This window comes from uncultured Thiohalocapsa sp. (assembly GCF_913063425.1).
GTDB lineage: Bacteria > Pseudomonadota > Gammaproteobacteria > Chromatiales > Chromatiaceae > Thiohalocapsa.
Genome location: NZ_CAJXYK010000010.1, coordinates 51,939 through 77,468, shown reverse-complemented (window position 1 = coordinate 77,468; position 25,530 = coordinate 51,939). Strand labels below are relative to the sequence as shown.

Annotated in this window: 26 protein-coding genes; 5 read left to right on the top strand and 21 right to left on the bottom strand. The window is 70.4% G+C overall.

The annotated features are described in order from the left end of the window. Positions 1-102: 102 nt before the first annotated feature. The 20 genes from QZ607_RS07660 to QZ607_RS07565 form a co-directional block, all read right to left on the bottom strand. Positions 103-1,074, bottom strand: a complete 972-nt coding sequence (locus QZ607_RS07660) for an SIS domain-containing protein (protein WP_295881484.1) — start codon at positions 1,072-1,074, stop codon at positions 103-105. Between the two features lie 60 nt (positions 1,075-1,134). Beyond that, positions 1,135-3,276 (bottom strand): type II secretion system secretin GspD, encoded by a 2,142-nt coding sequence (gspD, locus tag QZ607_RS07655; protein ID WP_295881482.1) that lies wholly within the window; start codon positions 3,274-3,276, stop codon positions 1,135-1,137. A gap of 91 nt (positions 3,277-3,367) precedes the next feature. Then, on the bottom strand, positions 3,368-4,108 hold the full coding sequence (locus QZ607_RS07650; RefSeq protein WP_295881481.1) for a hypothetical protein: 741 nt from the start codon (positions 4,106-4,108) through the stop codon (positions 3,368-3,370). Further along, positions 4,105-4,818: a type II secretion system protein GspM gene (gene gspM, locus QZ607_RS07645; protein WP_295881479.1), complete on the bottom strand. Its 714-nt coding sequence runs from the start codon at positions 4,816-4,818 to the stop codon at positions 4,105-4,107. Before gspM ends, QZ607_RS07650 begins: the two co-directional genes overlap by 4 nt. 136 nt (positions 4,819-4,954) lie before the next feature. Beyond that, positions 4,955-6,052, bottom strand: a complete 1,098-nt coding sequence (locus QZ607_RS07640; protein WP_295881476.1) for a PilN domain-containing protein — start codon at positions 6,050-6,052, stop codon at positions 4,955-4,957. A gap of 103 nt (positions 6,053-6,155) precedes the next feature. Continuing rightward, positions 6,156-7,052, bottom strand: a complete 897-nt coding sequence (locus QZ607_RS07635; RefSeq protein ID WP_295881474.1) for a general secretion pathway protein GspK — start codon at positions 7,050-7,052, stop codon at positions 6,156-6,158. 148 nt (positions 7,053-7,200) lie between these two features. Continuing rightward, on the bottom strand, positions 7,201-8,043 hold the full coding sequence (locus tag QZ607_RS07630; RefSeq protein WP_295881471.1) for a prepilin-type N-terminal cleavage/methylation domain-containing protein: 843 nt from the start codon (positions 8,041-8,043) through the stop codon (positions 7,201-7,203). Between the two features lie 10 nt (positions 8,044-8,053). Continuing rightward, a complete protein-coding gene (locus QZ607_RS07625; protein WP_295881469.1) occupies positions 8,054-8,563 on the bottom strand; it encodes a prepilin-type N-terminal cleavage/methylation domain-containing protein in 510 nt (169 codons plus the stop codon). A 35-nt stretch (positions 8,564-8,598) separates the two neighbouring features. Continuing rightward, positions 8,599-9,081, bottom strand: coding sequence for a GspH/FimT family pseudopilin (locus QZ607_RS07620; RefSeq protein ID WP_295881467.1), 483 nt, complete (start codon positions 9,079-9,081; stop codon positions 8,599-8,601). 51 nt (positions 9,082-9,132) lie between these two features. Further along, entirely contained in the window at positions 9,133-9,570 is a 438-nt protein-coding gene (gspG, locus tag QZ607_RS07615; RefSeq protein ID WP_295881464.1) for a type II secretion system major pseudopilin GspG, read from the bottom strand. Between the two features lie 161 nt (positions 9,571-9,731). Then, positions 9,732-10,520 carry a Uma2 family endonuclease gene (locus tag QZ607_RS07610; protein WP_295881462.1) on the bottom strand — a complete coding sequence of 263 codons (789 nt, stop codon included), beginning with the start codon at positions 10,518-10,520 and terminating at the stop codon, positions 9,732-9,734. A 106-nt stretch (positions 10,521-10,626) separates the two neighbouring features. Beyond that, entirely contained in the window at positions 10,627-11,835 is a 1,209-nt protein-coding gene (locus QZ607_RS07605; RefSeq protein WP_295881460.1) for a type II secretion system F family protein, read from the bottom strand. Between the two features lie 41 nt (positions 11,836-11,876). Continuing rightward, entirely contained in the window at positions 11,877-12,293 is a 417-nt protein-coding gene (locus QZ607_RS07600; protein ID WP_295881457.1) for a type II toxin-antitoxin system VapC family toxin, read from the bottom strand. Next, entirely contained in the window at positions 12,290-12,535 is a 246-nt protein-coding gene (locus tag QZ607_RS07595; RefSeq protein WP_295881455.1) for a hypothetical protein, read from the bottom strand. Before QZ607_RS07595 ends, QZ607_RS07600 begins: the two co-directional genes overlap by 4 nt. A 176-nt stretch (positions 12,536-12,711) precedes the next feature. Further along, a complete protein-coding gene (gspE, locus tag QZ607_RS07590; RefSeq protein ID WP_295881640.1) occupies positions 12,712-14,421 on the bottom strand; it encodes a type II secretion system ATPase GspE in 1,710 nt (569 codons plus the stop codon). 640 nt (positions 14,422-15,061) lie between these two features. Then, positions 15,062-16,939: a nucleoside-diphosphate sugar epimerase/dehydratase gene (locus tag QZ607_RS07585; RefSeq protein WP_295881452.1), complete on the bottom strand. Its 1,878-nt coding sequence runs from the start codon at positions 16,937-16,939 to the stop codon at positions 15,062-15,064. Next, positions 16,936-18,021: a glycosyltransferase family 4 protein gene (locus tag QZ607_RS07580; RefSeq protein WP_295881450.1), complete on the bottom strand. Its 1,086-nt coding sequence runs from the start codon at positions 18,019-18,021 to the stop codon at positions 16,936-16,938. The genes QZ607_RS07585 and QZ607_RS07580 overlap by 4 nt, the downstream gene beginning before the upstream one ends. Before the next feature lie 47 nt (positions 18,022-18,068). Beyond that, positions 18,069-18,623, bottom strand: a complete 555-nt coding sequence (locus QZ607_RS07575) for a DJ-1 family glyoxalase III (protein WP_295881448.1) — start codon at positions 18,621-18,623, stop codon at positions 18,069-18,071. A gap of 73 nt (positions 18,624-18,696) precedes the next feature. Then, positions 18,697-20,355, bottom strand: coding sequence for a S41 family peptidase (locus QZ607_RS07570; RefSeq protein WP_295881446.1), 1,659 nt, complete (start codon positions 20,353-20,355; stop codon positions 18,697-18,699). A 216-nt stretch (positions 20,356-20,571) separates the two neighbouring features. Continuing rightward, a complete protein-coding gene (locus QZ607_RS07565; RefSeq protein WP_295881444.1) occupies positions 20,572-21,921 on the bottom strand; it encodes a peptidoglycan DD-metalloendopeptidase family protein in 1,350 nt (449 codons plus the stop codon). A 44-nt stretch (positions 21,922-21,965) separates the two neighbouring features. Between QZ607_RS07565 and QZ607_RS07560 the strand changes: the two genes are divergently transcribed. The 4 genes from QZ607_RS07560 to QZ607_RS07545 all read left to right on the top strand — a co-directional run bounded on the left by QZ607_RS07560 (position 21,966) and on the right by QZ607_RS07545 (position 24,552). Continuing rightward, entirely contained in the window at positions 21,966-22,328 is a 363-nt protein-coding gene (locus tag QZ607_RS07560; protein ID WP_295881442.1) for a helix-turn-helix transcriptional regulator, read from the top strand. A 169-nt stretch (positions 22,329-22,497) separates the two neighbouring features. Further along, positions 22,498-22,923 (top strand): rhodanese-like domain-containing protein, encoded by a 426-nt coding sequence (locus QZ607_RS07555; RefSeq protein ID WP_295881440.1) that lies wholly within the window; start codon positions 22,498-22,500, stop codon positions 22,921-22,923. A gap of 78 nt (positions 22,924-23,001) precedes the next feature. Continuing rightward, a complete protein-coding gene (secB, locus tag QZ607_RS07550) occupies positions 23,002-23,487 on the top strand; it encodes a protein-export chaperone SecB (protein WP_295881438.1) in 486 nt (161 codons plus the stop codon). Between the two features lie 51 nt (positions 23,488-23,538). Then, positions 23,539-24,552, top strand: a complete 1,014-nt coding sequence (locus tag QZ607_RS07545; protein ID WP_295881436.1) for an NAD(P)H-dependent glycerol-3-phosphate dehydrogenase — start codon at positions 23,539-23,541, stop codon at positions 24,550-24,552. Positions 24,553-24,597: 45 nt separating this feature from the next. On the opposite strand, the gene QZ607_RS07540 is transcribed toward QZ607_RS07545, so the two are convergent. Next, positions 24,598-25,062, bottom strand: coding sequence for a tRNA (cytidine(34)-2'-O)-methyltransferase (locus tag QZ607_RS07540; RefSeq protein ID WP_295881432.1), 465 nt, complete (start codon positions 25,060-25,062; stop codon positions 24,598-24,600). A gap of 204 nt (positions 25,063-25,266) precedes the next feature. Between QZ607_RS07540 and QZ607_RS07535 the strand changes: the two genes are divergently transcribed. Further along, positions 25,267-25,491, top strand: a complete 225-nt coding sequence (locus QZ607_RS07535; protein WP_295881430.1) for a hypothetical protein — start codon at positions 25,267-25,269, stop codon at positions 25,489-25,491. The last annotated feature ends 39 nt before the right edge of the window (positions 25,492-25,530 follow it).

Sequence of the window (25,530 nt, the reverse complement as noted above, 5' to 3'; positions counted from 1 at the left end):
AGCGAACGGTTACACAGGCAGCGGCTGGGAGCGAGTGGCGAGTATCGGGTCTCAACTGACGTGTCCCGCTGACCTCGCCCTTCGCGCCTCGTCCCTCGTCACTCATTTCTGAACCACCCCAACGACCCCCGTCTCATCCACCACCACCAGCAGCGTAATGCGGTGCTTGGCCATGAGCTCGATGGCGGTCTGCATGTTGCTGTCGGCACCGATGCTCACCGGGTCCGGCGTCATCAGGTCACGGGCGGTCTTGCCGAAGAAGGCCTCGCGATGCGCCTGCACCGCACGGCGCAGGTCACCGTCGGTGATGATGCCCTCGGCGCGCCGGCCATCGGCGCTCACCAGCGCGATGCCCAGCCCGCCGTCACTGACAGCCGTGAGCACGGCATCGGCCTCTGCTTGCGGCGGCACGAAGGGCAGTCTCTCCCCGCGCATCTCCTCGCGCACCGTATGCAGGAGCCGGCGGCCGAGGCTGCCACCGGGGTGGAAGCGCGCGAAGTCCCCGGGCTGGAAGTCCCGGGCACGCATCAGGGCCACCGCCAGCGCGTCGCCCATGGCGAGCGCCGCGGTGGTGGAGGCAGTGGGGGCCAGCTGCAGCGGGCAGGCCTCGCGCTCCACCCGCACGGACAGGTGCAGATCGGCGTGAACGGCCAGGGTCGAGCGGGCGTTGCCGGTGAGCGCGATGATGCAGTTGCCGTTGTCGCGCAGGAAGGGCAGCAGCTTCACCAGCTCTTCGGTCTCGCCGGAGTTGGACAGCGCGATGAAGGTGTCCGCCGCCGTCACCATGCCGAGGTCGCCGTGGAAGGCCTCCCCGGGGTGCATGAAGAAGGCCGGCGTGCCGGTGCTGGCCAGGGTCGCCGCGAGCTTCTTGCCGATGATGCCGGACTTGCCCATGCCGCAGACGATGACGCGCCCGCTGGTGGCAAGGACGGCCTCCACCGCGGCGCTGAAGGTGCCGTCCAGGTTGCGCCCAAGGCCGAGCACGCCGGCGGCCTCGATCTCGAACACCTCGCGCGCCACCGCCGCGCAGTCGATGCGGCAGGTGGGCAACTTGGGGTCAGCGGTGTCCGGCATGAGGTCGGGTCGGAGCGCGCGGTCTCGGGTGCGGGGTGCCTGGCGCAAGCGCTGAGGGGCTCAGAAGCGGGTGTCCAGATTGCGGACCTTGTCGCGGAAATCCCGGGTGACCATCTCCACGTCAGCATCGCTCGCGATGACCCGCGGGGTCAGCACCACCACCAGCTCGGTGCGCGCCGCCTGCCGCGAGGTCTGGCCGAACAGCGGGCCGATGAGGGGCGCCCGGTACAGCCCGGGCACACCGGATTTGCCGTCTTCGCTGCGGTCCTCGATGAGGCCGCCCAGCACGACGGCCTGGTTCGAGCGCACGGCGACGTTGCTGGTGATCTCCCGCGTGCGGAAGGTGGGCGAGTTCAGGGTACCGCTCGCCTGGGCCACGCTGCTGACTTCCTGCTCGATTTCCATCTGCACCAGCCCGCCCGGCGTGACCCGCGGCTTCACCGACAGGATGACACCCGTGTTCCGGTACTCGATCTGGTTGACGATGCGGTCCGTGGTGCTGGTGCCCTGCTGCTGGGAGGTGGCGATGGGCACGTCCTCACCCACGCGGATCTCGGCGGTCTGATTGTCGCGGACCATCACCGAGGGGGATGACAGCACGTTCACGAGGTCGTCCTCGGCCAGCGCCGACAGGGTGGCGCGGATGGTGTCCGGGCGCAGCACGACGGACCAGTTGAAGCCGGGGAAGGTCTGCGCCGGGCCGCCGGCGGACTCCCGCAGCGAGATGTCGCTGCGGTAACCGCCGACGTTGCCGGGGATGCTGCCGTCGTACTCGCCGCCTTCGGCGAGCCCGAAGAATCGCCACTGCACGCCGTAGCGCAGATTGCCGCTGAGCTGGATCTCGACGATGGTGGCCTCCACCAGCACCTGAAGCGGCACGATGTCGAGCTGCTTCAGGGCATCGAGGATCTTCTTGTAGTCGCGCGGGCTGGAGCGCACAAGGAGCGAGTTGTTCACCGTGTCAGCGACGATGCTCACCTGGGAGGACAGCTCCACGGTGCTGGACGTGGCCCGGCGGGTGGCGGTGCCCGCACCCGCGCCTTCGCCGCCGTCATCGCCGCCGATGCTGGCCTGCTGCAGGCCCGGCGCCACCCCGCCGACGCTGCGGCTGCCGCCACCTCCGTCCTCGCCGGCGAAGAGCTTGGTGAGCACGTCGGCGAGGTTCTCGGCGTCGCCGTGGCGCACCCGGTACACGAACAGCCGCTGCGCGCTGCTGCCGCTCGCCTCGGCGCGGTCGAGGCGGTCGATCCAGTCCTCCATTTGGGCCAGATAGCTCTGCTGCGGGGATACCACGAGCACCGCGTTGGCGCTCTCCACAGGAATGAAGCGGAAGATGCCGGAGAAGGGATTGGCCCCTTCGCCGTCGGCGAGCAGCGTCTCCATCTGCGTCACCACGTCCGCGGCCTGCGCATATTCCAGCACGAAGAAGCCGACGGACAGCCCGGACATCCAGTCCACGTCGAACACCTGGATGGTGTCCAGCAGATTGCTCATCTCCGGGCTGGTGCCGGCGATGACGATGACATTGCGCAGCGTATCGGTGCGCACCACGCTGCCCTCGGGCGCCAGGGGCTCCAGGATGCTCGCCATCTCTTCGGCACCGATGTAATTGAGCGGCACCACCTGCACGCTGTAGCCCTCCGGCAGCGCGCGGGAGGACTGGCCGAGCTGCGGGACGATGCGGCCCTGTACGGCGTTGTTGAGCGGCACCACCTCATAGGTGCCGGCGTTGTCCACCAGCGCCGCATTGTTCATGCGCAGGAGCGTCTCCAGCGTCGGGATCAGCATGTCGCGGCGCAGCGGCCGGCCGGTCTGCAGCGACACCGAGCCGGACACGGCGGGGTCCAGCACATAGTTGACGCCGAGCAGGTCGCCCAGGATGACCTTCACCACCTCGCGGATGTCGGTGCCGTCGAAGTTCAGGGTGACATCGCCGGGCGTCGTATCCACGCTCGGCGGCGACACCCGCCGCACGAAAGTGCCGGTGCCGCGCCGCACCGAGTCCCCTGCCTCCGGCAGATCGTCGCCGAGCGCAATGCTCTGCGGCTGGCGGGCGTCTGCGCCTGTGGGCAGGGCGCGGCGCTGCGGGTCCGTGATGTGCCCCTTGGGAGAGCCGACGCGCTTGCTCGGGTCGAAGACCAGACCGCCGCTGCCGCATCCGGCGGTGACCAGCACCAGCAGGGCTGCCGCCAGCAGGGCCATCACGCGCCCGGCGCGATGCCGGCCGCAGCCCGTCCGTAACGCTGCCGGAGCCGCCCATGCCGGGCGCCGGCGCTGCACTTGTCTCATGACCTCAGCGTGTTGCATCGCGTCTGCGCGCCGGTGCGCGGCTGGGTGGCTGACGGGCGGGCTGACGGTTGCCGGCCCGCTGCTGGGATTGGCGCACCGGTGCGCGGCCTGAGCGGCGGACGTTCTCGGGCTCATCGGCCGCGCCGGCAGGCTCAGCTGCGGGGCGGCGACGGCCCGCCGCAGGTCGGTCGGGCCTCTCACCACCAGAGCGGCCTGACGGCGGCAGCCGTGTGGGCGGTATCGGCGGTGGCGCGTTTGCGTAGTCCCGTAATGGTAACTCATCGGTCTCACCCTGTCGCTCCAGCACCAGCCTGGCGGGCTCAATGGTCTTCACCGTCCAGCCGAGAAAATCGTCGCCCAGGCGCAGGCGCTTGACTTCGTTGTCGCCGCCGCCCCGCACCCAGGCGGACACCACCGCCGGAGTAATCACCACCGCGGTCAGGTCCACGCCGTCGAGCTCGGTGAGGGGCTCCTCCTCGGCGACGGTCCCCTCCTCCGGCTCATCGGGCGGCGGCCGCCGCTCGGGGAGGAACAGCGGCCGCTCGACCACGGAGGCGTACTCCTCCTTCGGCGGCGGCTCCAGCGCGAACGGGTCCACGTCGGCGACAGCCGCCGCGTCGGCTCCGGCGGCGGGCGCTCGTGCGGGCGGCGGCGCCGGCAGCCCGGCATCCGGTGCCCAGCCCTGCCATTCCAGGGCCAGCACGCCGGCGAGCAGCGCTGCCATGCCGAGCAGCACCGCCTTCATGCGCTGCCCCCGAGGATGTAACCGAAGATGTCGAGCCGCACCGTGAGCTGCCCGACCTCCCGATTAACCCCGCGCCTGGAGACACGCCGGCGCACGTTGCTGCGCCGCGGCGAGGTGGAACGGATGGACATCTGGTCCACGAACAGAAACGGCCGCGCGCTCTCGATGCGGTAGAGCAGGTCCAGCAGCTCGTCCGTGGTGCCCTGGAGCTGGGTGCGGATGCGCACCCGCGGCGGCTGCTCGTCCTCGTCCACCGGCAGGATCTGGGTGCTGATGGGACGCGCGCCCGCGCTGCGGACCATCTCCTGCACCTCGCTCTGCAGACGCGCGCCGGCAAGTGCCGGCGTCTCGGCGTCGAAATAAAAGGCCTTGAACTCGTCATTGGCCTGCTCACTAGCGAGCTCCGCCCGGAGCGACGGCAGGGTCGCCACCAGCCGCTGATAGCGGGCCAGCTGGTCCAGTCCCCGCGCATGGTCCGCGTCCAGCATCTGCAGGCGCTGCCACCACGGCAGTGCGATGGCGAGCACCAGCAGCGCAGGGATCAGGAGCGCCACCGTCCAGGCGGCGATGCAGCGCCAGGGCAATGCCGCGAGCCGGCGCCGCCGCGCCGGGACGGCGGCCGGTGCCGGGCCGCCGGCCTCCACCGCGGCGGGCACTGCTGCGGCGCTGCCCAGGGGATCGCCCGCGTCGGCGATGATCGGGTTGCTCATGTTGATGCCTTCACTGGCTCGGCGGCGTGCGACTGCGCATGCCCTGCGGCCCGGTCGCAGCGCGGATGCTCGTTGCGACCGGCGGCGGGAGCCGGATGCACCGGCGGGCGCCGGAGGCTGACGGGCAGGCAGGGGGTCACGGGCTCTCCGGACGGCTGTAGTCGAATGAGATGTGGAAGCGCTCCTGCCCGGTGCTTGCCACCTGCATCACCGGGGAGCGGAAGCGCACGGCGTCGATGCCGGGCCCCTGTTCCAGCAGACCGATGAGGGCCGTTGCCTGGTCCGATTCGCCGCGGGCGTCCACATCGCCCTCGCGGAAGTTGAGCGTCTGCACCCAGGTGCCGTCCGGCAGCAGATCCGTGAGCTCCCGCAGCAGGTCCGTCATGCGCGGCTGCTCGCGCTTGCGGTTCAGCACCTCGACACTGCCGAGGCGCGCGCGCTCCAGGGCCTCGCGCACCTCCTCCACCTCGATGGCGGCGCTGCGCACCCGCCGCAGCTCGGCGTCCAGGGCTTCCAGGGCACGCTGCTTCTGCCACAGCGGCGTCAGCAGCACAGCGGCCACCAGTCCGAGCACCAGGAGCCAGAGCAGCGGGGTCACCAGCGAGCGCAGGCGCTGCGGCTTGGGCCGCTCCTCCCGCGGCAGCAGATTCGCGCCCGCCCAGGCGCCCACCCAGGCCAACCGCGCCGCCGGGGAGCGCGCCTCCCGCAGCCGGTCCAGCCAGTCCGCGGCGGCGTCGCGCCGCACCACGGCCACCTGCACGTCGAGCTTGGTGCCGCGGGCCAAGGAGCCGAGGGTACGCGCGTCGAAGTAGACGTCCCTGGCCGCGAAGGGCGTCAGCCGGTCCAGCTCGAAGCGCACCACCTGGTGCAGAGTGTCCTTCACCTGGGACGGGAGCGTCGTGCGGCGCAGCAGCACCCGGTCCGCCGGCAGCTCGAGCCAGGTCTCGCGCCAGCCCTGCTTCGGCGGGCGCGCCAGGGCGGCGGTGATGGTGCCGCCGGTGCGCAGATCGAGCCCGCCCACGGGCTCGCGCTCGGCCCCGATCTGCAGCAGCAGCTCCGCATCGTCGCCGTGGGGGCGCACCACGAGCCGTGGATTGCGCAGCGCGAGCCAGCGGCGCACGCGCCGCGGCAGGCACTCCACCAGGGTATCCCGCCAGCGCTGGACCAGGCCGACGCCGGGCAGCGCCGACGCCGGCGGCAGCCGCAGGCCGGCGAGGAGGCCGGACTTACTCACTGACACAACACCCTCCGCGACGAAACGATCCCACCCCGCCGGACACTTTAAGCGTGTACGCAGGGCACCCGATAGGATAGCGCGCTGCAACGGCCTGCGTCTGTCACTCGGACGCAGCCGGCGTTGCCGTCTGTTCAGCCGTAGACGCCAGCAGTCCGAATCTGCGCCACAACACCTGATAGGGCGGCTGTGCCCCACGCTGCACCAGCATCAGGGCCTCCATGCGGCGGCCGGCACCGGCGCCGTCGGTGGCCGCCACGCGCACCCGGTAGAGGGGTCCGCCGCGATTGGCGAACACTGTCTGGCGAGCGTCCGGCAGCACCGGCTGGTCACGCTGCAGCACCAGCTCCGCGGCATCGTCCAGCGCGATGCCCTGCAGGGCGGCAAGCACCTCTGCGGAGGCGAAGCGCTCCTCCACCCGTCCCTGCTCGTTGCGCACCGTCAGGTTGGGCGCCAGACGCTGGTAGAGCTCGCGGGTCATGCCGAGCACCTGCCGCAGCTCCTCCACGCTGTTGAAGGGGCCGTCGCCGGCGCCATAGGGCAAACCCGCGTCCTCGTAGTCGCCGTCCTCGGCGCCGTTCAGCTGGGTCAGGTCGTCTTCATCGCGCCAGTCGACGATGGCGTCGGCGAGGGCGTCGCGCTGCGCGGTATCGAAGCCCTCCTCACCCTGCGCGAGCTCGATGAGCGCCGCCAGCTCGTCACGGGTGGCCTGGTTCAGATCGATGCGGGAGGTCTCGTTGGTGATGATGACCCTGAGCTCCACCCCGTCCAGCACCAGGGCTCGGGGCATGCCGTTGGGGATCCACACGGCCTCGGGCGCAGTGGCCTCCACCGGCGTCGAGAGCAGGTTCAGCGCCGTCAGCGCCAGTGCCGACTCCGCATGCGCGCGAAACCGCGCCGCATCGATCTGATTGCGCGCCAGCGCCGTCTCGGTGCGCTGGGTGGTGGTGAGCCCCAGCGCCATGACGGTGAGCAGGGCGATGATCCAGAGCACCAGCACCAGGGCGATGCCGCGTTGCGCCCGCGGGCATCTGCGCCGCGGCGGGCACTGTCGCCTGCCGCCTGCGCCAGCGCTGTGGGACCATCCCCCGCTGCGTCTGCACGGGGCCGCGTCAGCACCATGCCGCCGCCGAGGCCGTCCGCTGCACTCAGCGACCATTGGGCTGCTCCGGTGCAGCAGCGCCGTCGCCTGCGGGCGCCTGCTGCCGGGCGGGGGCGGGTGCGGCGGGATCCAGGCCGCCGCTGAGCTCGCCGAAGTTCTCGGTATCGCCGCCGGGCAGGACGACGACTGCGGCCGGCCAGGCCTGGGCAGGTGTGCTGAGCGCAATGCGGACCTTGAGCGGCAGGCGTCGCTGGTTGACCCATTCCTCGAACCATTCGGGCTCGCTTTCCCCCTCACCGATGCCGAAGTAGGCAAGCTCGAAGGTCTCCACCCGCGGCAGCAGCACGGTGCGGCCGTAGGCGCCCTCGGCGATGTCGCGGTCCAGTGGGCCGGCGTCGTCCAGGGCGACATTGCTGTCCAGCAAGGGCTCCCAGGGAGGGTGATCGTCGCCGCCTTCGAGCACCTCGCGGTGCAGCAGCCAGCGCACGAGCACCAGGCGGTCGTGGTCGCCGGCGGCCTCGCGCACCAGGCGCAGGATGTAGAGCCCCGGAATGCCTACGTGCTCAGACAGCGGCGCCGCCAGCTCCAGGCGCTCCGCATCGCCGGCGAAGACGGGCAGCTGCTCGCCGTCGAAGATCACCGACGCCGGACGGGTCTGGCGCAGCGTCTGCTCGATGAAATTGCGCGCCACGCGCAGGTCGTTGACCCGCTCCGACAGGGCCTCGACGCCCTCCCAGGCGCGCGAGCCGAGCCGCAGCCCGGAGAACATCAGCACCGTGATGACGCTCACCAGCACCAGTGCAATGAGGAGCTCCACCAGCGTGAAGCCGCCTTGGCGGCAGGCCCGCCGCCGGCGTCGGGCCGGATGCCCTGTGGACAGCGCAGGCATCAGGCGCCCGTCACAGGCCAGGCAACAGGGGTGCGGCGAGCTGCACCGAGCGCAGCGTCACCTGCCGGGCTCCGTTGATGGTGGGCAGCGAGGCGACGGCGGTGACCAGGAAGGGCTGCATCGGCGGCGCCGGATCCTCACCGAGCCAGCCCGGAGGCTGGTAAGGCTGGATGCTGACGATCCAGTCCATGCCGTTCTCCGGCTCGCCGGTGTGAATGCCCTCCTCCAGCGGGATGCTGCCGCCCACGTCGGCGAGCCTGGCCTCCGCCAGTGCGACGATGCGGCTGTACTCGGTGCTCACCATGGTGGTGTTCATGGCGCGCTGGAAGATCTGCAGCAGCACGCCCAGGCTGAGGGCGAGAATGGCGAAGGCCACCAGGACTTCGAGGAGCGAGAAGCCCCGGGCACTGCGCCGACCCCGCAGGGCACGGCGTACGGCGGACGGTGTACGGCGGGCCTGGGGCGACCAGCCACCGTACTGCGTCCTGCGCAACCCGTGCTGCGCTAGACCGGTCTTCATGCGTCTCAACGTCCCTTCACCCTTTACAAATTCCGTCACTCCGCCACCCACTCCGCAATCAGAATCCGCCCGGTGAGCCAGTTGACGCCCACCTGATAGCCCGTCTCTCCACGCTTGAGGATGACCCGGCCGCCGGAGGAGCTGCCGTCCGGATAGAAGCGGATGGCACCGACGGACTCACTGCGCATCTCCTCCTCGGCGGCCACCAGCTCCAGCTCCAGGCCCGCCGGCAGCGAGCCGCTGCGGGGGTCGTTCTCGATGCCGAAGCGGTTGTGCTCCACGTCCAGCAGCCAGGCGGCGTCACGACCCCGCGCGACGGCGATCTCGCGGGCGAGCCTCAGGCCGCCCGCCGTGCGCCGTGCGGCGGCCTTCATCTCCACGCCGGGCATGACTGCGGTGATGAGCGGGGGCGTCACCGCGAGCAGCAGGCCGCCGATGGCGAGCACCACCAGCAGCTCCACCAGTGTGAAGCCGGTCCCGCCGAGCCTGCGGCGCTCGCCGCGAGCGGCAGGCACCACGCTCAGGCCCCGCTGCTGGCGGCAGCGTCGGACAGGGTGCCGGACGACACGTCAGGCAGACTTGGACCAGCTGGTGATATCGCTGTCCTCGCCTTCCCCGCCTTCCTGGCCGTCCGCGCCAAGCGACCAGATGTCCACCGGCCCGTGCTGGCCCGGCGCCCGGTATTCGTAATCGTTGCCCCAGGGGTCCTTCGGCACTTCGCCCTTGCGCAGGTAAGGCCCGTTCCAGTTCGGGGCGTTGCCGGGGTCGCTCACCAGCGCCTCCAGGCTCTCCGGGTAATGGCCGATCTCCAGCCGGTACAGGTCCAGAGTCGCGGCCAGGTCCTCGATCTGCAGCGCCGCCGTCTTGGTCTTGGAGCTGCCGAGGAACTTCATTACCTGCGGGCCGACCAGGCCGGCCAGCAGGCCCAGGATCGCCAGCACCACCAACAGCTCCACAAGGGTGAAGCCGGCGGTGCGGCGCGGGGTGCGCGATGTGCGCTTGATCATCGTTGTCTCCTCACTGCCTCGGAATTGTCATGCGCGCGGGCCGAGCCAGCGCCGCGCAGTCGGCGATGTGGGAGATGATACAACGCGCGCCGGTGGACGCCCCGCCCACGACGGAGCGGGGCGTGCTTCTCACCGACGAGCCGACTCGACGGGTGCGGGCTTCAGCCGTTGCCTTCGGGGTCGATGCCCAACTCCCGCAGGCGCCTGGCATAACGCTCGGCGCGCTCCTCGGCGTGCCGGCGCTCCTCGGCCTCCTGTCGCCAGCGCTGCTCGAGCGCCGCGGCGCCCAACAGCGGCTCGCCGCTGGCGGCATCGACGATGACCACCCCGCGGTGGCCGGGCTCGGAGGCAAACTCGAGCCCGGTGGCGCGGCTGAGCAGGCGGCCGTGGGCATCGGGCAGCATCGGCCGGTAGCCACCGTCCACCAGGCGGTAGCCCTGCACGGAGTAGTTGACGACGCCCACCGGCTCGAAGGTCTTGACAATCAGGTATTCGGCAACGCCGGCGCGGCGGTAGATCTCGACCTTGTCGGTCTCATCGCCGTCCTGGTAGGGGGAGACCACCTCGATCACCAGGCTCGGCCGTGTCCCTTCCTTGAGCACATGGAAGGCCTGGCGCGGTCGGTCGCGATCCCGAATGTCCGGGATCACGGCGACGTCGGGGGCCGGCTCCTTGAGACCGGCCATGCCCCACTTGATCTTGACGTCGCTGTAGACCGCGCGGGTCGGGTCGTTGCGGAAGTGATGGCGCAGCCGCGCGGCCAGGTCGATGACGCAGAAGTCGTGCTCCGTCCCCTGAATCAAGTGGTCGCCCTCCTGCGGGTCGAGGAAGGCGTCCGGCGGCAGTGGCTCCTCGCGATAGCCGAGGGAGCCGTCCGGCCGGCGCTCCGGCACCTCGCGCCAACCGGGCGGCGCCGATCCGTGCTCGACGGGGATCGCATTCGGCTGCATGGCACTGGCTCCAGGCTCCAGTCGGGGAGTGGGTGTATGTCTCAGTATAGCAACGAGGTTTCCTCATGCACCGCCGCGCTGGCGGCCGTCATGCGCGATGCAGCCATCAGAGCACCAGCTCGTTGGCGCCAAGGATCGCCATCAGGATGGACACGATGATGCCGGCGATAACGATGCCGAGGCCGATGATGAGCACCGGCTCCAGCAGGGTGAGCATCCGCTGCACGCTGGCGCGGGTCTCGCGGTCGTAGATGTCGGCCACCTTGGCGAGCATGGCGTCCAGGGTGCCGGACTCTTCACCGACGCGGATCATCTGCAGGGCCAGCTCCGGCAGCACCTGACGCGTCGCCAGCGGCTCGGCGAGGCCGCGGCCGTGCTTGAGGCCGTCCGCCACCTCGTCCAGGCCGTCGCCGATCTTGCGGTTGTCCACCACCTCCTTGGCCAGGTTCAGGCCGGAGAGCAGCGGCAGGCCGTTCTTGAGCAGCGTCGAGAGCGTGTGGCAGAAGCGCGCGGTCTCCATCTTCCATACCAGGTCGCCGAACAGCGGCACCGCCATGACCCAATAGTCGAAGCGCCTGCGGTTGTCCGGGTTCATGAGCCAGCGCTCCAGCAGCACGGCGATGACGGCCACCGCCACCAGCAGCGCCCACCAATAACCGCGCACGATCTCGCCGGCGCCGACGACGATGCGCGTCGGCAGTGGCAGCGCGGCGCCCATGTCCTCGAACAGCACGGTGAACTGCGGCACCACGAACACCAGCAGCAGGATCACCGAGAGCCCGGCCACGAAGAGCAGGATGCTTGGGTACACCAGCGCCGAGGTCACCGTACCGCGCAGCTCGGCGCTGCGCTCCAGATAGTCCGCGAGCCGGCCCAGCACCTCGTCCACGGCGCCGCTGGCCTCGCCGGCGCGCACCATGTTGACGTAGAGCTTCGGGAACTGGCCGTCCTGGGCCTCCAGCGCCGCGGACAGGGTGGCGCCGCCGCGCACCCGGTCCTGCAGGTCCGCCAGCACCCGCACCACGTGCTCCTCTGTCGTCAGCCCGGCCAGCACCGTGAGCGAGCGGTCCAGCGGCAGCCCTGCCTGGAGCAGCGTCGCCAGCTGCCGGGTGACGATCTCCACATCCTTGGCCGACAGGCGCTTGCGCCGGCGCCGCGCCAGCGTCGCCGTGAGGCCGCCGGCGGAGCGGGTCTGAAGGGGAATCAGCCCCTCCGCCTGGAGGCGTGCCACCAGCGCGCCCTCGTCCAGCGCCTCCTGCTCACCCTCGACCTCTTCGCCGTCGAGCCGGACTGCTTTGTAGAAATAGCGGGGCATGTCGGTGCAGGAATGCTGGCTCGGCTGTGGGCGCAGGCGCGCTACCGGACGTCCCAGGGATTGATCAGTCGGACACCGGTGGGCCGAAAATCCTCGACACAACGGGTGGCAACCGCCATGCGTTGCGCCAGCGCGATGGCGGCGATCTGGCCATCACCGACCCGGACGCTTCGCCCTGCGCGCTCTGCTGCGGCGACGGCAAAGCCGTAGCGCTCCGCCGCCGGGACATCGAATGCGAAGGTGCGGCCGGCGAATCGCCGCCGCGTCTCTTCCCAGAAGCGCAACAGACTGAGACGGCGCCTGCCTTCGGGGAGTCGCTCGATGCCATAACGGAGCTCCGCCAAGGCGACGGTCGGCAGGCTGAGGCGCGGCTCGTTCTCCGCCAGCCAATCGACCACCTGCGGTGCGGGCTGCGGCTTGGTGAGCTCTGAGAGCACGTTCGTGTCGAGCAGGATCACAGCTCGATGGGGCTCTGCTGCTCGTCCTGTTCCGCAATCAGGGGCTCGATCTCTTCACCGGGCTCCAGCAGCGCGATCAGGTCGTGCGGAAAGCGTGCGGCAGACGTGGATTGCGTTGCGGCTGCTGCCTGGTCCAGCAGGCTGCGCACATGGGCCTCAAGGCTTCGGCCGCTGGCGACCGCCTGCTGGCGGAGCCTGGTTTTGGTTTCCTCCGACAGGTTGCGTACCGTGATGCTGGTCATGACAAGGCCCTTTGCAGCGTTCGTCACAGAAAGTGATTGCATGCAATCATATCATCGGTGAGCAGCCTGATGGCTGCACAGCATCACCGGCGCCGCGCACGGCAGGGTGTAAGTCAAGGACGACAATCTGAAAGGCGCCGCACCTCCGCGCGGCTGCCCGTCCAGCTGCCAATCCATCAGTCATCCGCCACGGACGCCACCCGCAGCACCTCTTCCACGGTGGTGTGCCCGCCGGCGGCCTTGCGCAGGCCGTCCTGGTACATGGTGAGCATGTCCTGCTCGATGGCGATGCGCTGGATCTCGGTGGCGGTGGCGTGGTTCAGCACCGCCTGGCGGATGCGGTCGGTCATCACCAGCACCTCGGCGATGACCAGCCGGCCGCGGTAGCCGCTGCCCTGGCAGGCGTCGCAGCCGCGCGGGTGATACAGGGTCAGGTCGGACTCGTCCACGCCCGGCAGGTTCAGAAAGCGCGCCGCCATCTCCGGGCGCGGACGGAAGGGCTCGCGGCAGTCGGGGCAGAGCCGGCGCACCAGGCGCTGGGCCAGGATGCCGTTGATGGTGCTGGTGAGCAGGTAGTCCTCCACGCCCATGTCCAGCAGGCGCGTGACGCCGCTGGCGGCATCGTTGGTGTGCAGCGTGGACAGCACGACGTGGCCCGTCAGGGCGGATTGCACGGCGATGCGGGCGGTCTCCAGGTCGCGCATCTCGCCCACCATGATGACGTCCGGGTCCTGGCGGACGATGGCGCGCAGGGCATGCGCGAAGGTCATGCCGATGCTGGCCTTCACCGGGATCTGGTTGATGCCCGGCACCTGGTATTCCACCGGGTCCTCCACGGTGATGATCTTGCGCGCCTCGGTGTTGAGCCGCGACAGCGCCGTGTAGAGGGTGGTGCTCTTACCGCTGCCGGTGGGGCCGGTGACCAGGAAGATGCCGTAGGGCTGATCCAGGATCTCGAGCACCCGCTCCCGCGGCGGGCCGTCGAAGCCGAGCGCATCGAAGTCGAAGCGCACGGACTCCTTGTCCAGCAGGCGCATGACCACGCTCTCGCCGAACATGGTGGGCACCGTGGACACACGCAGGTCCAGCTCCTTGCCCTGGATGCGCAGCGGAATGCGGCCGTCCTGGGGCAGCCGGCGCTCGGCGATGTTGAGCTTGGCCATGATCTTGATACGGGAGATCACGGCGGCGGTGGAGCGCACCGGCGGCGATTCGGTCTCCTTCAGGATGCCGTCGATGCGGTAGCGCACCTTGAGCTCGTCGGCGAAGGGCTCGATGTGCACGTCCGACGCGCGCGACTCCACCGCCCGCTGCATGATCTGGTTCACGAGCCGAATCACCGGCGCCTCGCTCGCGAGGTCGCGCAGGTGCTCGATGTCTTCTTCGGAGAAGTTGCCGAGGTCCGCGTCCAGCTCCGCGTCCGTCTCGCTGGGCTCGGGGCTCTCGTAGAGCCGCTCGAGGGCCGCGTCGATTTCCGCCGGCAGCCCCACCCGCAGCCGCGCCCGGCACCCGGCCGCCATTTCCACCGCCTGCACCGCCGAGCTGTCAACCGGGTCGGCGACGGCCAGCTCCAGCACCTCGCCATCCTCCCGCAGCGGCACCATGCGCACGTCCTTGAGGAAGCGCAGGCTGAGCTCCGGCTCCGCCACCGGGGCGTCCGGGTAGTGGTCGGCGTCGATGAGCTCCAGATCCAGCACCCGCGCATAGGCCGCCGCCATGTCCCGGTCGGACACCAGGCCCAAGCGCACGAGCATGGTCCGCAGCGGGTCGCCGCCGTCGTCCGCGAGCTTGCGGGCGCGGGCGAGATCGCCGTCGGAGAGCTTACCCTGCGCGCGCAGATGCGCAATGACGCCCGCCTCCGGCGTATCCGCCAGTGTGGCAAGGATGGCCAGTGCCGCCGGGGACTGGGCCGTGGCCGCCTGCGCTGCTGACGTCGGCGCCGGCGCCCCGGCCGCGGCCAGGGCATCTCCGCCGTGGTCGTCGATCCCCTGCCCAGCATCCGCTGCCGATGCGTCAGGCGCGTCGCCGGCGGGCGGCTCGGACCTCTGCGGCGGTGGCGGCGCCTCTTCCAAGAATTCACCCGTGGCCGGCGACGCGGTGGGCTCTGCGCGCTGCCGCGGCTGCGCCGGGGCGGCGCCCGACTGCCGCGATGTTGGCTCGGGCGCTGTGGTCGCAGCCGGCGCGCTCGCGTCAGGCGCAGGTGCGCCGGGCAGGGTGGATGCGGCGCCCTCGGCCTCTGCCCGATCGGGTGTGCCCTCGGCGCCGGTCTCCGCCTGGTGGGGCTGGAGCGGCTGGGACTGGGGCGGCCGGGACTGGGGCGGCTGGGACTGGGGCGGTCGTTGGGTCGGCGCGTCGTCCAGCAGGTCGTCCTCGAAGTCGAGGTTCAGGTCCGTGCCGGGCTCAGGCATGTGGGGCTCGGGCCGCGCATGCGCATGCACCCCCAGGTCCAGATCGAGGTCGTCGTCCAGCAGGCGCTCGGCGCCTGCCGACGGCCGGTCGGGGTCAAGGGAACGACGCTGAAGGACATCAGACATGGGTCGGCTCGGGTCTCTCTGCTGGGCGCGGCTCGGCGTCGGCCTGCCACTGCGGCACCACCTCCCGCAGCCGGGCCGCCAGCGCTGCGCTGTCACAACGCTCGATACAGGCTTCCAGGCCCGCGCGCCAAGTGGCAACGGCATCGGCGTCGGCAGATTCCCGCCGGGCGATGCGGATCTTGGGGTGCAGGGTTTTGGTCAGGGATTCGACGGCGTAGAAGAGCTCCTCATAGCGCTTCTCGCCGGGGCGCATGCCGATATAGCGGATCTCGATGTCGCGTCCCGGCTCGCGCCCGGTGAGGCGGATCATCTGCTCGGCCATGTCGCGGATCTTGACAGGCTTACCCATGTCCAGCACGAAGATCTCCCCGCCGGTGCCGATCACCGCCGCCTGCATGATGAGCTGGCAGGCCTCGGGGATGGTCATGAAATAGCGCTCGATGTCGGGGTCAGTGACAGTAACCGGGCCGCCGCGCTCGATCTGGCGCTGGAACAGCGGCACCACGCTGCCGGCGGACCCCAGCACATTGCCGAAGCGCACGGTCATGAAACGGGTCTGCGAGTGCCTGGCCAAGGCCTGACAGAGCATCTCCGCCGCGCGCTTGCTGGCGCCCATGACGTTCGCCGGGTTCACGGCCTTGTCCGTGGAGATGAGGACGAAGCGCTCGCAGCGGTGGCGGTGGGCACTGTCCGCCACCACGCCCGTGCCGATGACGTTGTTGCGCAGCGCCGCCCGCAGCTGGTCCTCCAGCAGCGGCACATGCTTGTAGGCGGCGGCATGGAAGACGATCTGCGGTCGCTCCCGGGCGAACAGCGCATCGACACCGGTGCGATCGCCGGCGTCCATCAGATACCGCCCGAGGCTCAGATCCGGGTGGCGCTCGGCGAAGTCCTGCTCCATGCGATACAGGTTGAACTCGCAGTTGTCCAGCATCACCAGCCGGCGCGGCGCCGCGGCCACCACCTGGCGGCACAGCTCCGAGCCGATGGAGCCGCCGGCCCCCGTCACCAGCACCACCCGGTCCGCGAGCCCGGCGCGCAGCCCGTCCCAGTCCAGCTGCACCGGATTGCGGCCGAGCAGGTCTTCGATGGACACGGGCCGCAGCTGATTGATGCTGACCTGCCCGGTCATCAGGCTCTCCAGTTGCGGCACGGTGCGGAACGGCTTGCCCGTGGCCTCGCACAGCCCCACCACCCGCTGCATCTCGGCGGCGGTGGCGCTCGGCACCGCGAGCAGGATCAGGTCGATGGCCAGGGCCTCGGCGAGCTCGGGGATGCGGTCGGTACCGCCGCGGATGGGCACGCCGTGGATGTCGGCGCCGTGACGGCGCAGCTTGTCATCCACGAAGGCGACGGGCTCGTAGCGTTGCGCGCCGGCGCGGCGCATGTCCCGCACCAGCATCTCGCCGGCACGCCCGGCGCCGACAATGAGCACCCGGCTGCCGCTGCCGAGCGACAGGCGATGGTCCTTGAGCCAGCGGTACAGCAGCCGCGGCCCCGCCAGCAGCACCAGCTGGAAGAGGAAGAACAACAGCGGCACCGAGCGCGGCAGGTGCTCGCTGCGATTGATGACGAACAGCGCCACCACCACGGCAAGTGTGGTGGCGGTGACGGCCTTCAGGATGCGCAGCAGGTCCGGCAGAGACGCGAATCGCCAGACGCCGCGATAGAGCCCGAAGGCCCAGTACAACAGGCCGCAGAGCACCAGCACCACGGGCAGCATCCGCAGGGCCATGTCGAGGTAGACCGGCGGGATGCCTTCGAAGTTGAAGCGTGTCCAATAGGCGAGCCCCCAGGCCACCGGGACCATCAGCAGATCATGCGCGAAGGCCGCGGTGCGCGAGCGCAGGCGATCCACCCAGGGCGTCATGACCGCGGCGTCCCCGACGGCCCGCCCTGCGCGGCGGCGCCCTGGCGCTCCGCCAGCGCGACGCGCAGGTGCACAAGCCCGTAAACGCCGGCCCAGCCCGCCAGCAGCAGCCACTGCTCCCGGCTGTTCAGATCCCGGGCGCCGACGGCGCTCGCCGCTGCGGCGGCCATCAGCACATAGGCCCAGGCGAGGGTCCGGCGCGCCGACCAGCCCGCCAGCACCAGGCGCTGATAGTGATGCTCGCGGTGGGCGCGCCAGACCGCCTCACCCCGCGCGAGTCGGCCGAGCAGCGTCCAGGTGGCGTCCACCAGAAAGGGCGAGAACACCAGCAGCCCTGCCCACAACGGGAACAGGCCCCGCCCCGCGCCCCACAGCACCAGCAGCGCCGCCCAGAAGCCGAGCACCGCGGAGCCCACATCGCCCAGGAAGATGCCGGCCCGCGGCAGGTTGTGGGGCAGGAAGCCGACGGCGGCGGCGGCGATGACGGCCGCCACCAGCGCGAAGCCGTGCGCATTGCCGAGGGCGCCCAGCACGGCGAGCCCACCGAAGCCGAGCACGGCCATGCCGCCCGCGAGCCCATCCATGCCGTCCATGAAGTTGTAGAGGTTGGTCATCCAGACAACGAAGACGATGGTGATCACGGGCACCAGCCAGCCGGGCAGGGCCACGCCACCGAGCCCCGGCAGTCCCGGCACCTGCCAGGCCAGGCCACCGACCATCACCAGCCCGGCCGCGGCCACCTGTGCCGCGAGTCGGTAGCGGGCCGGGACATGCCGGCGGTCGTCCAGCAGCGAGACGACGGCGAGCAGTGCCGTCGCGGCCACGGGCCAGAAGGCGATGGGTGCCCCGAGCCAGGGCAGGGTCAGGCCGAGCCCGGTCGCAACGCCCGCAAGCACGCCGATCCCGCCGGTGCGCGGCACCGGCGCGCTGTGCAGGGAGCGGGCGTTCGGCTCATCCAGAATGCGCAGCGCCGCGATGCGGTTGTGGCGCAGCAGCCGCACGAGCCAGAACGCGGTGCAGCACGCGAGCACCGGCCCTGCCAACAGAACCGCCGTCGGTGGGTCCGGTGGGGAGAACGCCACCTGCGACAGGCCAACGCCGTCCGCTCGCATCCGCCCGCCCGCGGCCTTCAGCGCGGGCGCATCAGCTTGGACTCCACCGCGTCGCGCTCGGCCCGACCGGCCAGCAGCTCGATAAGGTGCAGGGCGAAGTCCATCGCCGTACCCGGACCGCGGGATGTGACCACTTTGCCGTCGGTGACCACGGGTGCCTCCGAGAGCCGGATCCCCGGGTGCTCGTCGGCCTTCAGCGCCCCGGGAAAGCTCGTCGCCTCACGGCCCTCCAACAGGCCCGCACTCGCGAGCACCAGAGGAGCGGCGCAGATGGCGGCGCACCAGCGGTCCTGCGCCGCCTGCCGGGCCAGCAACCGGTGTACACGGGGGTCCGCATCGAGGTTGGTGGCCCCGGGCAGACCGCCCGGGAGCACCACCATGTCGAAATCGGACTCGGCGACGGCATCCAGTGTTGTGTCCGGGACCAGCACGGTGCCGCGGCTCGCCTGCACCGGCGCCGCATCCAGACCGGCAGTCACCACCTCCATGCCGGCGCGGCGCAGCAGGTCGATGATGGTGACGGCCTCCAGCTCTTCGCAGCCCTGGGCCAGGGGCACCAGTACCCGGGTCATGGCAGCTTGCCTCCTCCGCCGGTGGCGGCTCGGGGAAGTGTTCGGGTCGATCGGTCGTCGGAAAGTCCCGGCGTCAATCCTGCTTCGCCGCGGCGCCGCGGAAGAGGTTCAGCCCCTTCAGCACGTTCAGCGCTTCGGCGAGCTGGTAATCCTCGGCCACCAGGGGCAGGTCTTCGTCATCGTCGTCCTCCGCCGTGGCGGCGCCGTTCTCCGGGTCCTCCAGGTGGCGCATCAGGTCCGCCTCCTTGAGCGGGGCGACGTCCGGCTCTTCCTCCACCGCGACCTTGCCCCGCACCAGCTCGATGTCCGGCTCGATGCCGAGCGCCTGGATGGAGCGCCCGGAAGGCGTGTAGTAGCGCGCCGTGGTGAGCTTGAGTGCTGTGCGGTCGTCGATGGGGACGATGGTCTGCACCGAGCCCTTGCCGAAGGTCTTCTCGCCCATGATGATGGCCCGGCCCTGGTCCTGAAGCGCGCCGGCGACGATCTCCGAGGCGGAGGCGCTGCCGCCGTTCACCAGCACCGCCACCGGTGCGCCGTCGAGGACGTCGTTGGGGCCCGCCTTGAACTCGAGCTTGGCGTCCTCGTCCCGGCCCATGGTGTAGACGATGAGGCCTTCATCCAGGAAGGCGTCGCTGACGCCCACCGCGGCGTTCAGCACCCCGCCGGGGTTGTTGCGCAGGTCCAGCACCACGCCCTTGAGGCCGTCGCTGTTCTCGGCCTCGAGCTCGGCGATGGCCTCCAGCAGGTCCTCGGTGGTGCGCGCCTGGAAATTGGACACCCGCAGGTAGCCGTAGCCCGGCTCCAGGGTGCGGCTCTTGACGCTCGCGACCTTGATGATGTCGCGGACAATGGTGACCTGAATGGGGTTGCCCTCGCCCTCGCGCACCACCGTCAGCTCGATTTTCGATCCCGGCTTGCCGCGCATCAGGGCCACGGCGTCACTCAGGCTGAGCCCCTTCACGGGCTTGCCGTCGATGCGCACGATGAGATCCCCCGCCTGCATACCGGCGCGCTCCGCCGGCGTATCGTCGATGGGGGCGATGACCTTCACGAAGCCGTCTTCCATGCCAACCTCGATGCCGAGGCCACCGAACTCGCCCGTGGTGCCGACGCGCAGATCCCGGTAGGCGTCCGGGTCCAGATACGAGGAATGCGGATCGAGGCCGCCGAGCATGCCGCGGATGGCACTCGCCAGCAGCTCGCGGTCGTCCACGTCTTCCACGTAGTCGCTCTTGATGCGCCCGAAGACCTCGGCGAAGGTGCGCAGATCGTCCAGCGGCAGGGTCTTGCCGCCGTCTTCCGCTTCAGCCGCCGTCGCCGCGGGCTTCGTTGCCGGTGCACCGTCGTCGGCGGGGCTGGTCTTCTCCTCGGCGGGGCCGGCTTGGTCCTTGGCGGGGCCGGCTTGATCCTCGGCGGGGCCGGCTTGATCCTTGCCGGGGCCGGACTCTTCCGTGATCGCAGGGCCGTCGACGGCAGGGGCGCCAGACCCGTTGTCCGGCTCGGCCGCCGCAGGTGGCAGGTCCACAGGCGGCGCTACCGGGGCCGGCGGCTGATAGGGCTCGACCGGGTGGAGCTCGACCGGGGCGCCGCCGCCCGGCGTCGGCGACTCCGCTGCCTGCTGCGCCAGGACGGGAAGCGGCTCGTGTGCCGCGACGGGCAGCGCGACGAGGGCGAGCGCGGCGAGCAGCGCGCTGACAGCCACGGCCGGCGCAGGTTGGGTGATCTGGTACATGGGCGTATCTGACCGCATCGGGTTTGGGCGCATCGGGCGCTGTGTATTTCGTGGGTAAGGCATCTCGCGGGCTACAGCGGGCGGTTTCCTGAGCCGGCCGGGTGCCGGTTTAGAACCACAATGGCTCTGGGTGTTCCGGGCGCGTGCCGACGTTGTGGCGGGCAGCTCAGGCTCGGACTCAGGGCGTCCCAGTGGCGCCGCCGCGAGGCCCTGCACTCAACCCGGACCCGCCGCGAGCCAGGGTGCCGGATTCACGGGCTTGCCGTTGCGGCGAAGCGCGAAGTATAGCCGCCCGCGGGCACGCTCCGCGTCGTCTCCGTCCATATCGGTGCGGGAGACGGTTCCGGAAAGGGCCACGACGTCGCCCGGGTCCACCCATTCGCCCACTTCTTTGAGCAGCGCCTGATTGTGGCCGTAGAAGCTCATGTAGCCGTCGCCGTGGTCGACCACCAGCAGCAGGCCGAAGCCCCGCAGCCAGTCGGCATAGACCACCTGGCCGTGATGCACAGGGAAAACGTCGCTGCCCACGGGCGCCGCGAACAGCACCCCGTCCGCATGCAGGTCACCCGGGCGGGCGTTGCCGACGAAGCGCCGCACCAGGCGGGCGTCGCCGATGGGCCAGGGCAGCTTGCCGCGACGCCGATGGATGGCCTCCTGGGTGACGGCGATCTCGTCGGCGATCTTCGCACGCTCCCGGAGCTCCGCCACCAGCGCGCGCAGCGCCGCGGCGTTGGCCGACAGCTCCGAGACCTGCGCGCGGTCGTCGGCGATGGCGGCGTCGAGCTCCGCCAGCACCACCCGGCGGGACTCGCTCGCCGCTCTCAGGGCAGCCGTGGTGCGGCGCTCCTGCGCTGTGAGGACGGCGAGACGCTCGGCCTCGCGCTGCGCCTCATCCCGCAGCCGGGCCAGCGCCTGGCCCAGGCGCTCCACGTCTGCGATGCGCCGGGCGCGCAGCCGACCGACGGCGCGGAAGTAGCCGAGCTGCCGGCCGGCGCGGGCCGGGTCGCCCTGATTCAGCAGCAAACGCAGCCGATCGGCGGGCCCTGCGGCATAGGCTGCGCGGATCAGTGCCGCGAGCTGCGCCCGGGCCGCCACGAGCTCGGCCCGGGACGCCGCCAGGCGCTGGTCCAGGTCCGCCACCAGGGTCGCCTGCTCGGCATGGCGCTCGGCGAGATCCCGCACGGCGCTGGCCAGCGCGCCGATCTGTCGCTCGTTACGCTCCAGTTCCGCGTACAGGGCGTCACGATACTGCTCCCGATCCGTCAGTCCCGTGCGCAGCGCCTCGAGCCTGGCCTCCGTGGCGCGCAGCTCGGCCTCCTGGACCGCCAGCGGCTGACCTTGCAGCGGCCGTTCTTGGCGGGGCGGCGCGGCGGGGGCGGTGACATCCGTGCCCGGTGCCGGACCCGGCTCGGCGCCTATTCCAGGGCCAGGTGCCGCCGCGAAGACAGCGGCCGGCAGGCAGGCCAGTAGGCAGGCCGCGACCCGGGCCGCAGGCCGGGCTCCGATCCGCGACTCAGCGGCCCGGACGCGCGCGTGCGGCAGCAGGGATGAGCGTTTTCGGACCAAAGTTTATTATCTTATGGTGATGGATTGATATAGAATCCCCGAGCATGATGTCAGACCTTCATTCTCCGAGCACGCCGGTGCTGAACGAGCCGCAGGACGCCGGCGTCGAGCTGTTCGCGGACGATGCCGACATCGAGCGCGCCTCACGCTCGCTCAAGGCCATGTCGCATCCGCTGCGGCTCAAGATCCTCTGCACCCTCGGTGCCGAGGAGGTGAGCGTGCAGGACATCGTCGAGCATGTCGGCACGTCCCAGAGCAACATCTCGCAGCACCTCGCCATCCTGCGCGACAAGGGTATCCTCGCCTCGCGCAAGGACGCCAACCGCGTGTACTACCGGGTCGGTGACGCCCGGACCCTGCGGCTGATCGGCATGATGCGGGAAGTCTTCTGCCAGCACGGCCGTTGACGCTGCAGGGAGCGGCCGACGCCACGGTCCCGGGGCCGTTGCGCGGCGCCCGCTGGTGACGACCCGCGGGCACGTCTTTATACTCGCCGCTCCCACGACGCAACGCACCCGCGCCGGGCCTCGCAGGCCCGACAGAACCCATCCGGCACAATCCAGACGGATCTCCGCAATGCAGGCACAGATCTTCGAGTTCATGGGCAACCATTGGGTGTTGTTCATGGCGCTGGGCGTGATCCTCGGGCTCCTCACGTACAACCTGTTGGTGGGCGAGAAGGGCTCGGTGGATCCCACGGCGGCCACGGCGCTCATCAATCAGCGCGACGCCGCGGTGGTGGACGTCCGACCGGCGGCGGACTTCGCCAAGGGGCACATCCTGCACGCCACCAACATCCCGATGAACGGCTTCAAGAACCAAACCGGCGCGCTGGCCAAGCTCAAGGACAAGCCCATCGTCGTCACCTGCCGCTCGGGGTCCCAGTCACAGGCCGCGTGCCACCTGCTGCGCAAGGCTGGGTTCACGGAGGTCTACAATCTCAAGGGCGGTGTCCTCGCGTGGGAGAGCGCGAACCTGCCGCTGACACGAAAGAAGCGCTGAGAGGTTGTGCAGAAACCCTCCGCGCCCCGCCAATGCCCCCACACCATTCGCCCGCCAGCCGAACCGGAGCCTGACAGCATGGCCGAAGACACCCAGCCGCAGGGCGGCGCCGAGCGCCAGTTCGCCCTCAGGACCGTCTACATGAAGGACCTCTCCTTCGAGTCGCCCAACGCGCCCGCCATCTTCCAGGGCGAGTGGAAGCCCGAAACCTCGCTGCACATGGACATCAAGGTCAACCAGCTCGATGAGCACACGCACGAGATCGTGCTGACCATCACCGTCACCGCCAAGGCGGGCGAGAAGACGGCCTACCTGGTGGAGGTGCAGCAGGCGGGCATCGTCGCCGCCCAGGGCTTCGAGCAGCAGGAATACGGTCCGCTCTTCTACGTCTACTGCCCGAGCATCCTGTTCCCCTATGCACGCCAGGCCGTCACCGACTTGGTGGCCAAGGGCGGATTCCCGCAGCTGGTGCTCCAGCACATCAACTTCGACGCCATCTACGCCCAGAAGCTGGCCGAAAAGCAGCAGGCGGGGGCCGGCGGCGACCAGCCCACCACCCACTGAGCCCAGCATCCACCCAGCATCCATCGGGTCTGCCCGCACTGAATCCGCCCCATGACCGACAGGGCACCCGAGCAGATCGCGGTTCTGGGCGCCGGCTCCTGGGGTACGGCCCTGGCGCTGCTGCTGTGCCGCAACGGCCACGGCGTGCGTCTGTGGGGCCATGACCCGGCGCACATCGACGCGCTGACCCGGGAGCGCGAGAACCGCGCCTTTCTGCCGGGCTTCGCCCTGCCGCCGGCGCTGACGCCCACCGCCGACATCGCCGCGGCGCTCCCGGGAGCCACGGCCGTGCTGGTGGTGGTGCCGAGTCAGTTCTTCGGTGACGTGCTGGCACAGCTGGCCCCGGCGCTGCCGGACGGGCTCGGCGTCTGCTGGGCCACCAAGGGCTTCGAGCCGGACAGCGGGCGCCTGCTGCACGAAGTGGCGCACGAGCACTTGGGGCCGCGCGAGCTCGGCATCCTGTCCGGGCCGAGCTTCGCCCGCGAGGTCGCAGGCGGCCTGCCCACGGCCATCACTGTCGCGGCCTCGACGCCGGCCTTCGCGCAGCGCCTGGCGGACCTCGTGCACGCGCCACGCTTTCGGGCCTACACGCAGCACGACCTCATCGGCGTGCAGGTGGGCGGCGCCGCCAAGAACGTCATTGCCATTGCCACCGGGATTGCCGACGGCTTGGGCTTCGGTGCCAACACGCGCGCCGCGCTCATCACCCGCGGCCTCGCCGAGATCATGCGCCTGGGCGAGGCCCTGGGCGCCCGGCGCGAGACCCTGATGGGACTCGCCGGGCTCGGTGACCTGGTGCTCACCTGCACCGACGACCAGTCGCGCAACCGCCGCCTCGGGCTCGCGCTGGCCGCCGGGCGGCCGGCGCATGAGGCCATGGCGGACATCGGTCAGGAAGTGGAGGGTGTGGTCACGGCCCGGGCGGTGCATGCGCTGGCCGCGAGATGCGCGGTGGAAATGCCCATCTCCGCCGAAGTCCATGCGGTGCTCTACGCAGGGCGCACGCCGGAGGAGGCCACCCAGCGCCTGCTCGAGCGGGCGAGCAAGTCCGAAACCGAGGATTAGTCCACCGCTTCGGACGTCCCGGGGTGGCCGCCGGCTGTGCCGGGCTCAGTCGGCCCCCGCGAAACCGCATTGCCGCCAGGCCTCGTACACCACCACCGCCACGGCATTGGACAGGTTCAGACTGCGGCTGCCGGGCCGCATCGGCAGCCGCAGCCGACAGTCCGCCGGCAGCGCATCCAGCACCGACTGCGGCAGTCCCCGGGTCTCCGCACCGAACAGCAGCGCATCGCCGGGCGCATAACGGCAATGGGCGTAACCGACAGTACCCCGGGTGCTGAAGCCAAGAAGCCGCCGCCAGCGGACCGCCTCACCACAGGCGGCGAGCGAGTCGTGCACCTGCACCTCGGCATACTCGCGATAGTCGAGCCCGGCCCGGCGCAGCCGGCGGTCGTCGAGCGCAAAGCCCAGCGGCCGCACCAGATGCAGGGCCGCACCGGTGTTGGCACAGAGGCGGATGACGTTGCCGGTGTTGGGCGGGATCTCAGGCTGGTGCAGAATGACGTGGAACATGCGCGTGCGCCCGGCGGCCGGATGGCGGTGAGAACTTTTGGGTGAGGGTCGTGAAAACCCGCAGCCGCATGATTGACGATCCTGGGAAATTCCGTGGTATATTAAAAGTTCTGCATATTCCGGACCGGACAGCTGCAACGGCGCGCTCGCCTGGATGCTGCCGGACACGGCCTGATCCAACGAACACCCGATGGGGAGACGACCATGAGCGACATTGCCGCGCTGAAGAAAGAAAAGCAGGAGCTGATCGACAAGATGCTGGAGATGCAGAAGCAGTTCATCGAGCACGAGCACCAGAACGGCGTCTCGGGCAAGGACTACTGGGCCTCCAGCGAGGGTCTCCTGGCCGACTACCGGCAGGAGTACATGGACATGGCCAATCGGGTCGTGGACATCGCCCACGAGATCGTCGGCTCCAACCGGCTCTGATCGCGCTTCGGCAGGTCGGCGCCCGAGCGGCGACGCTGC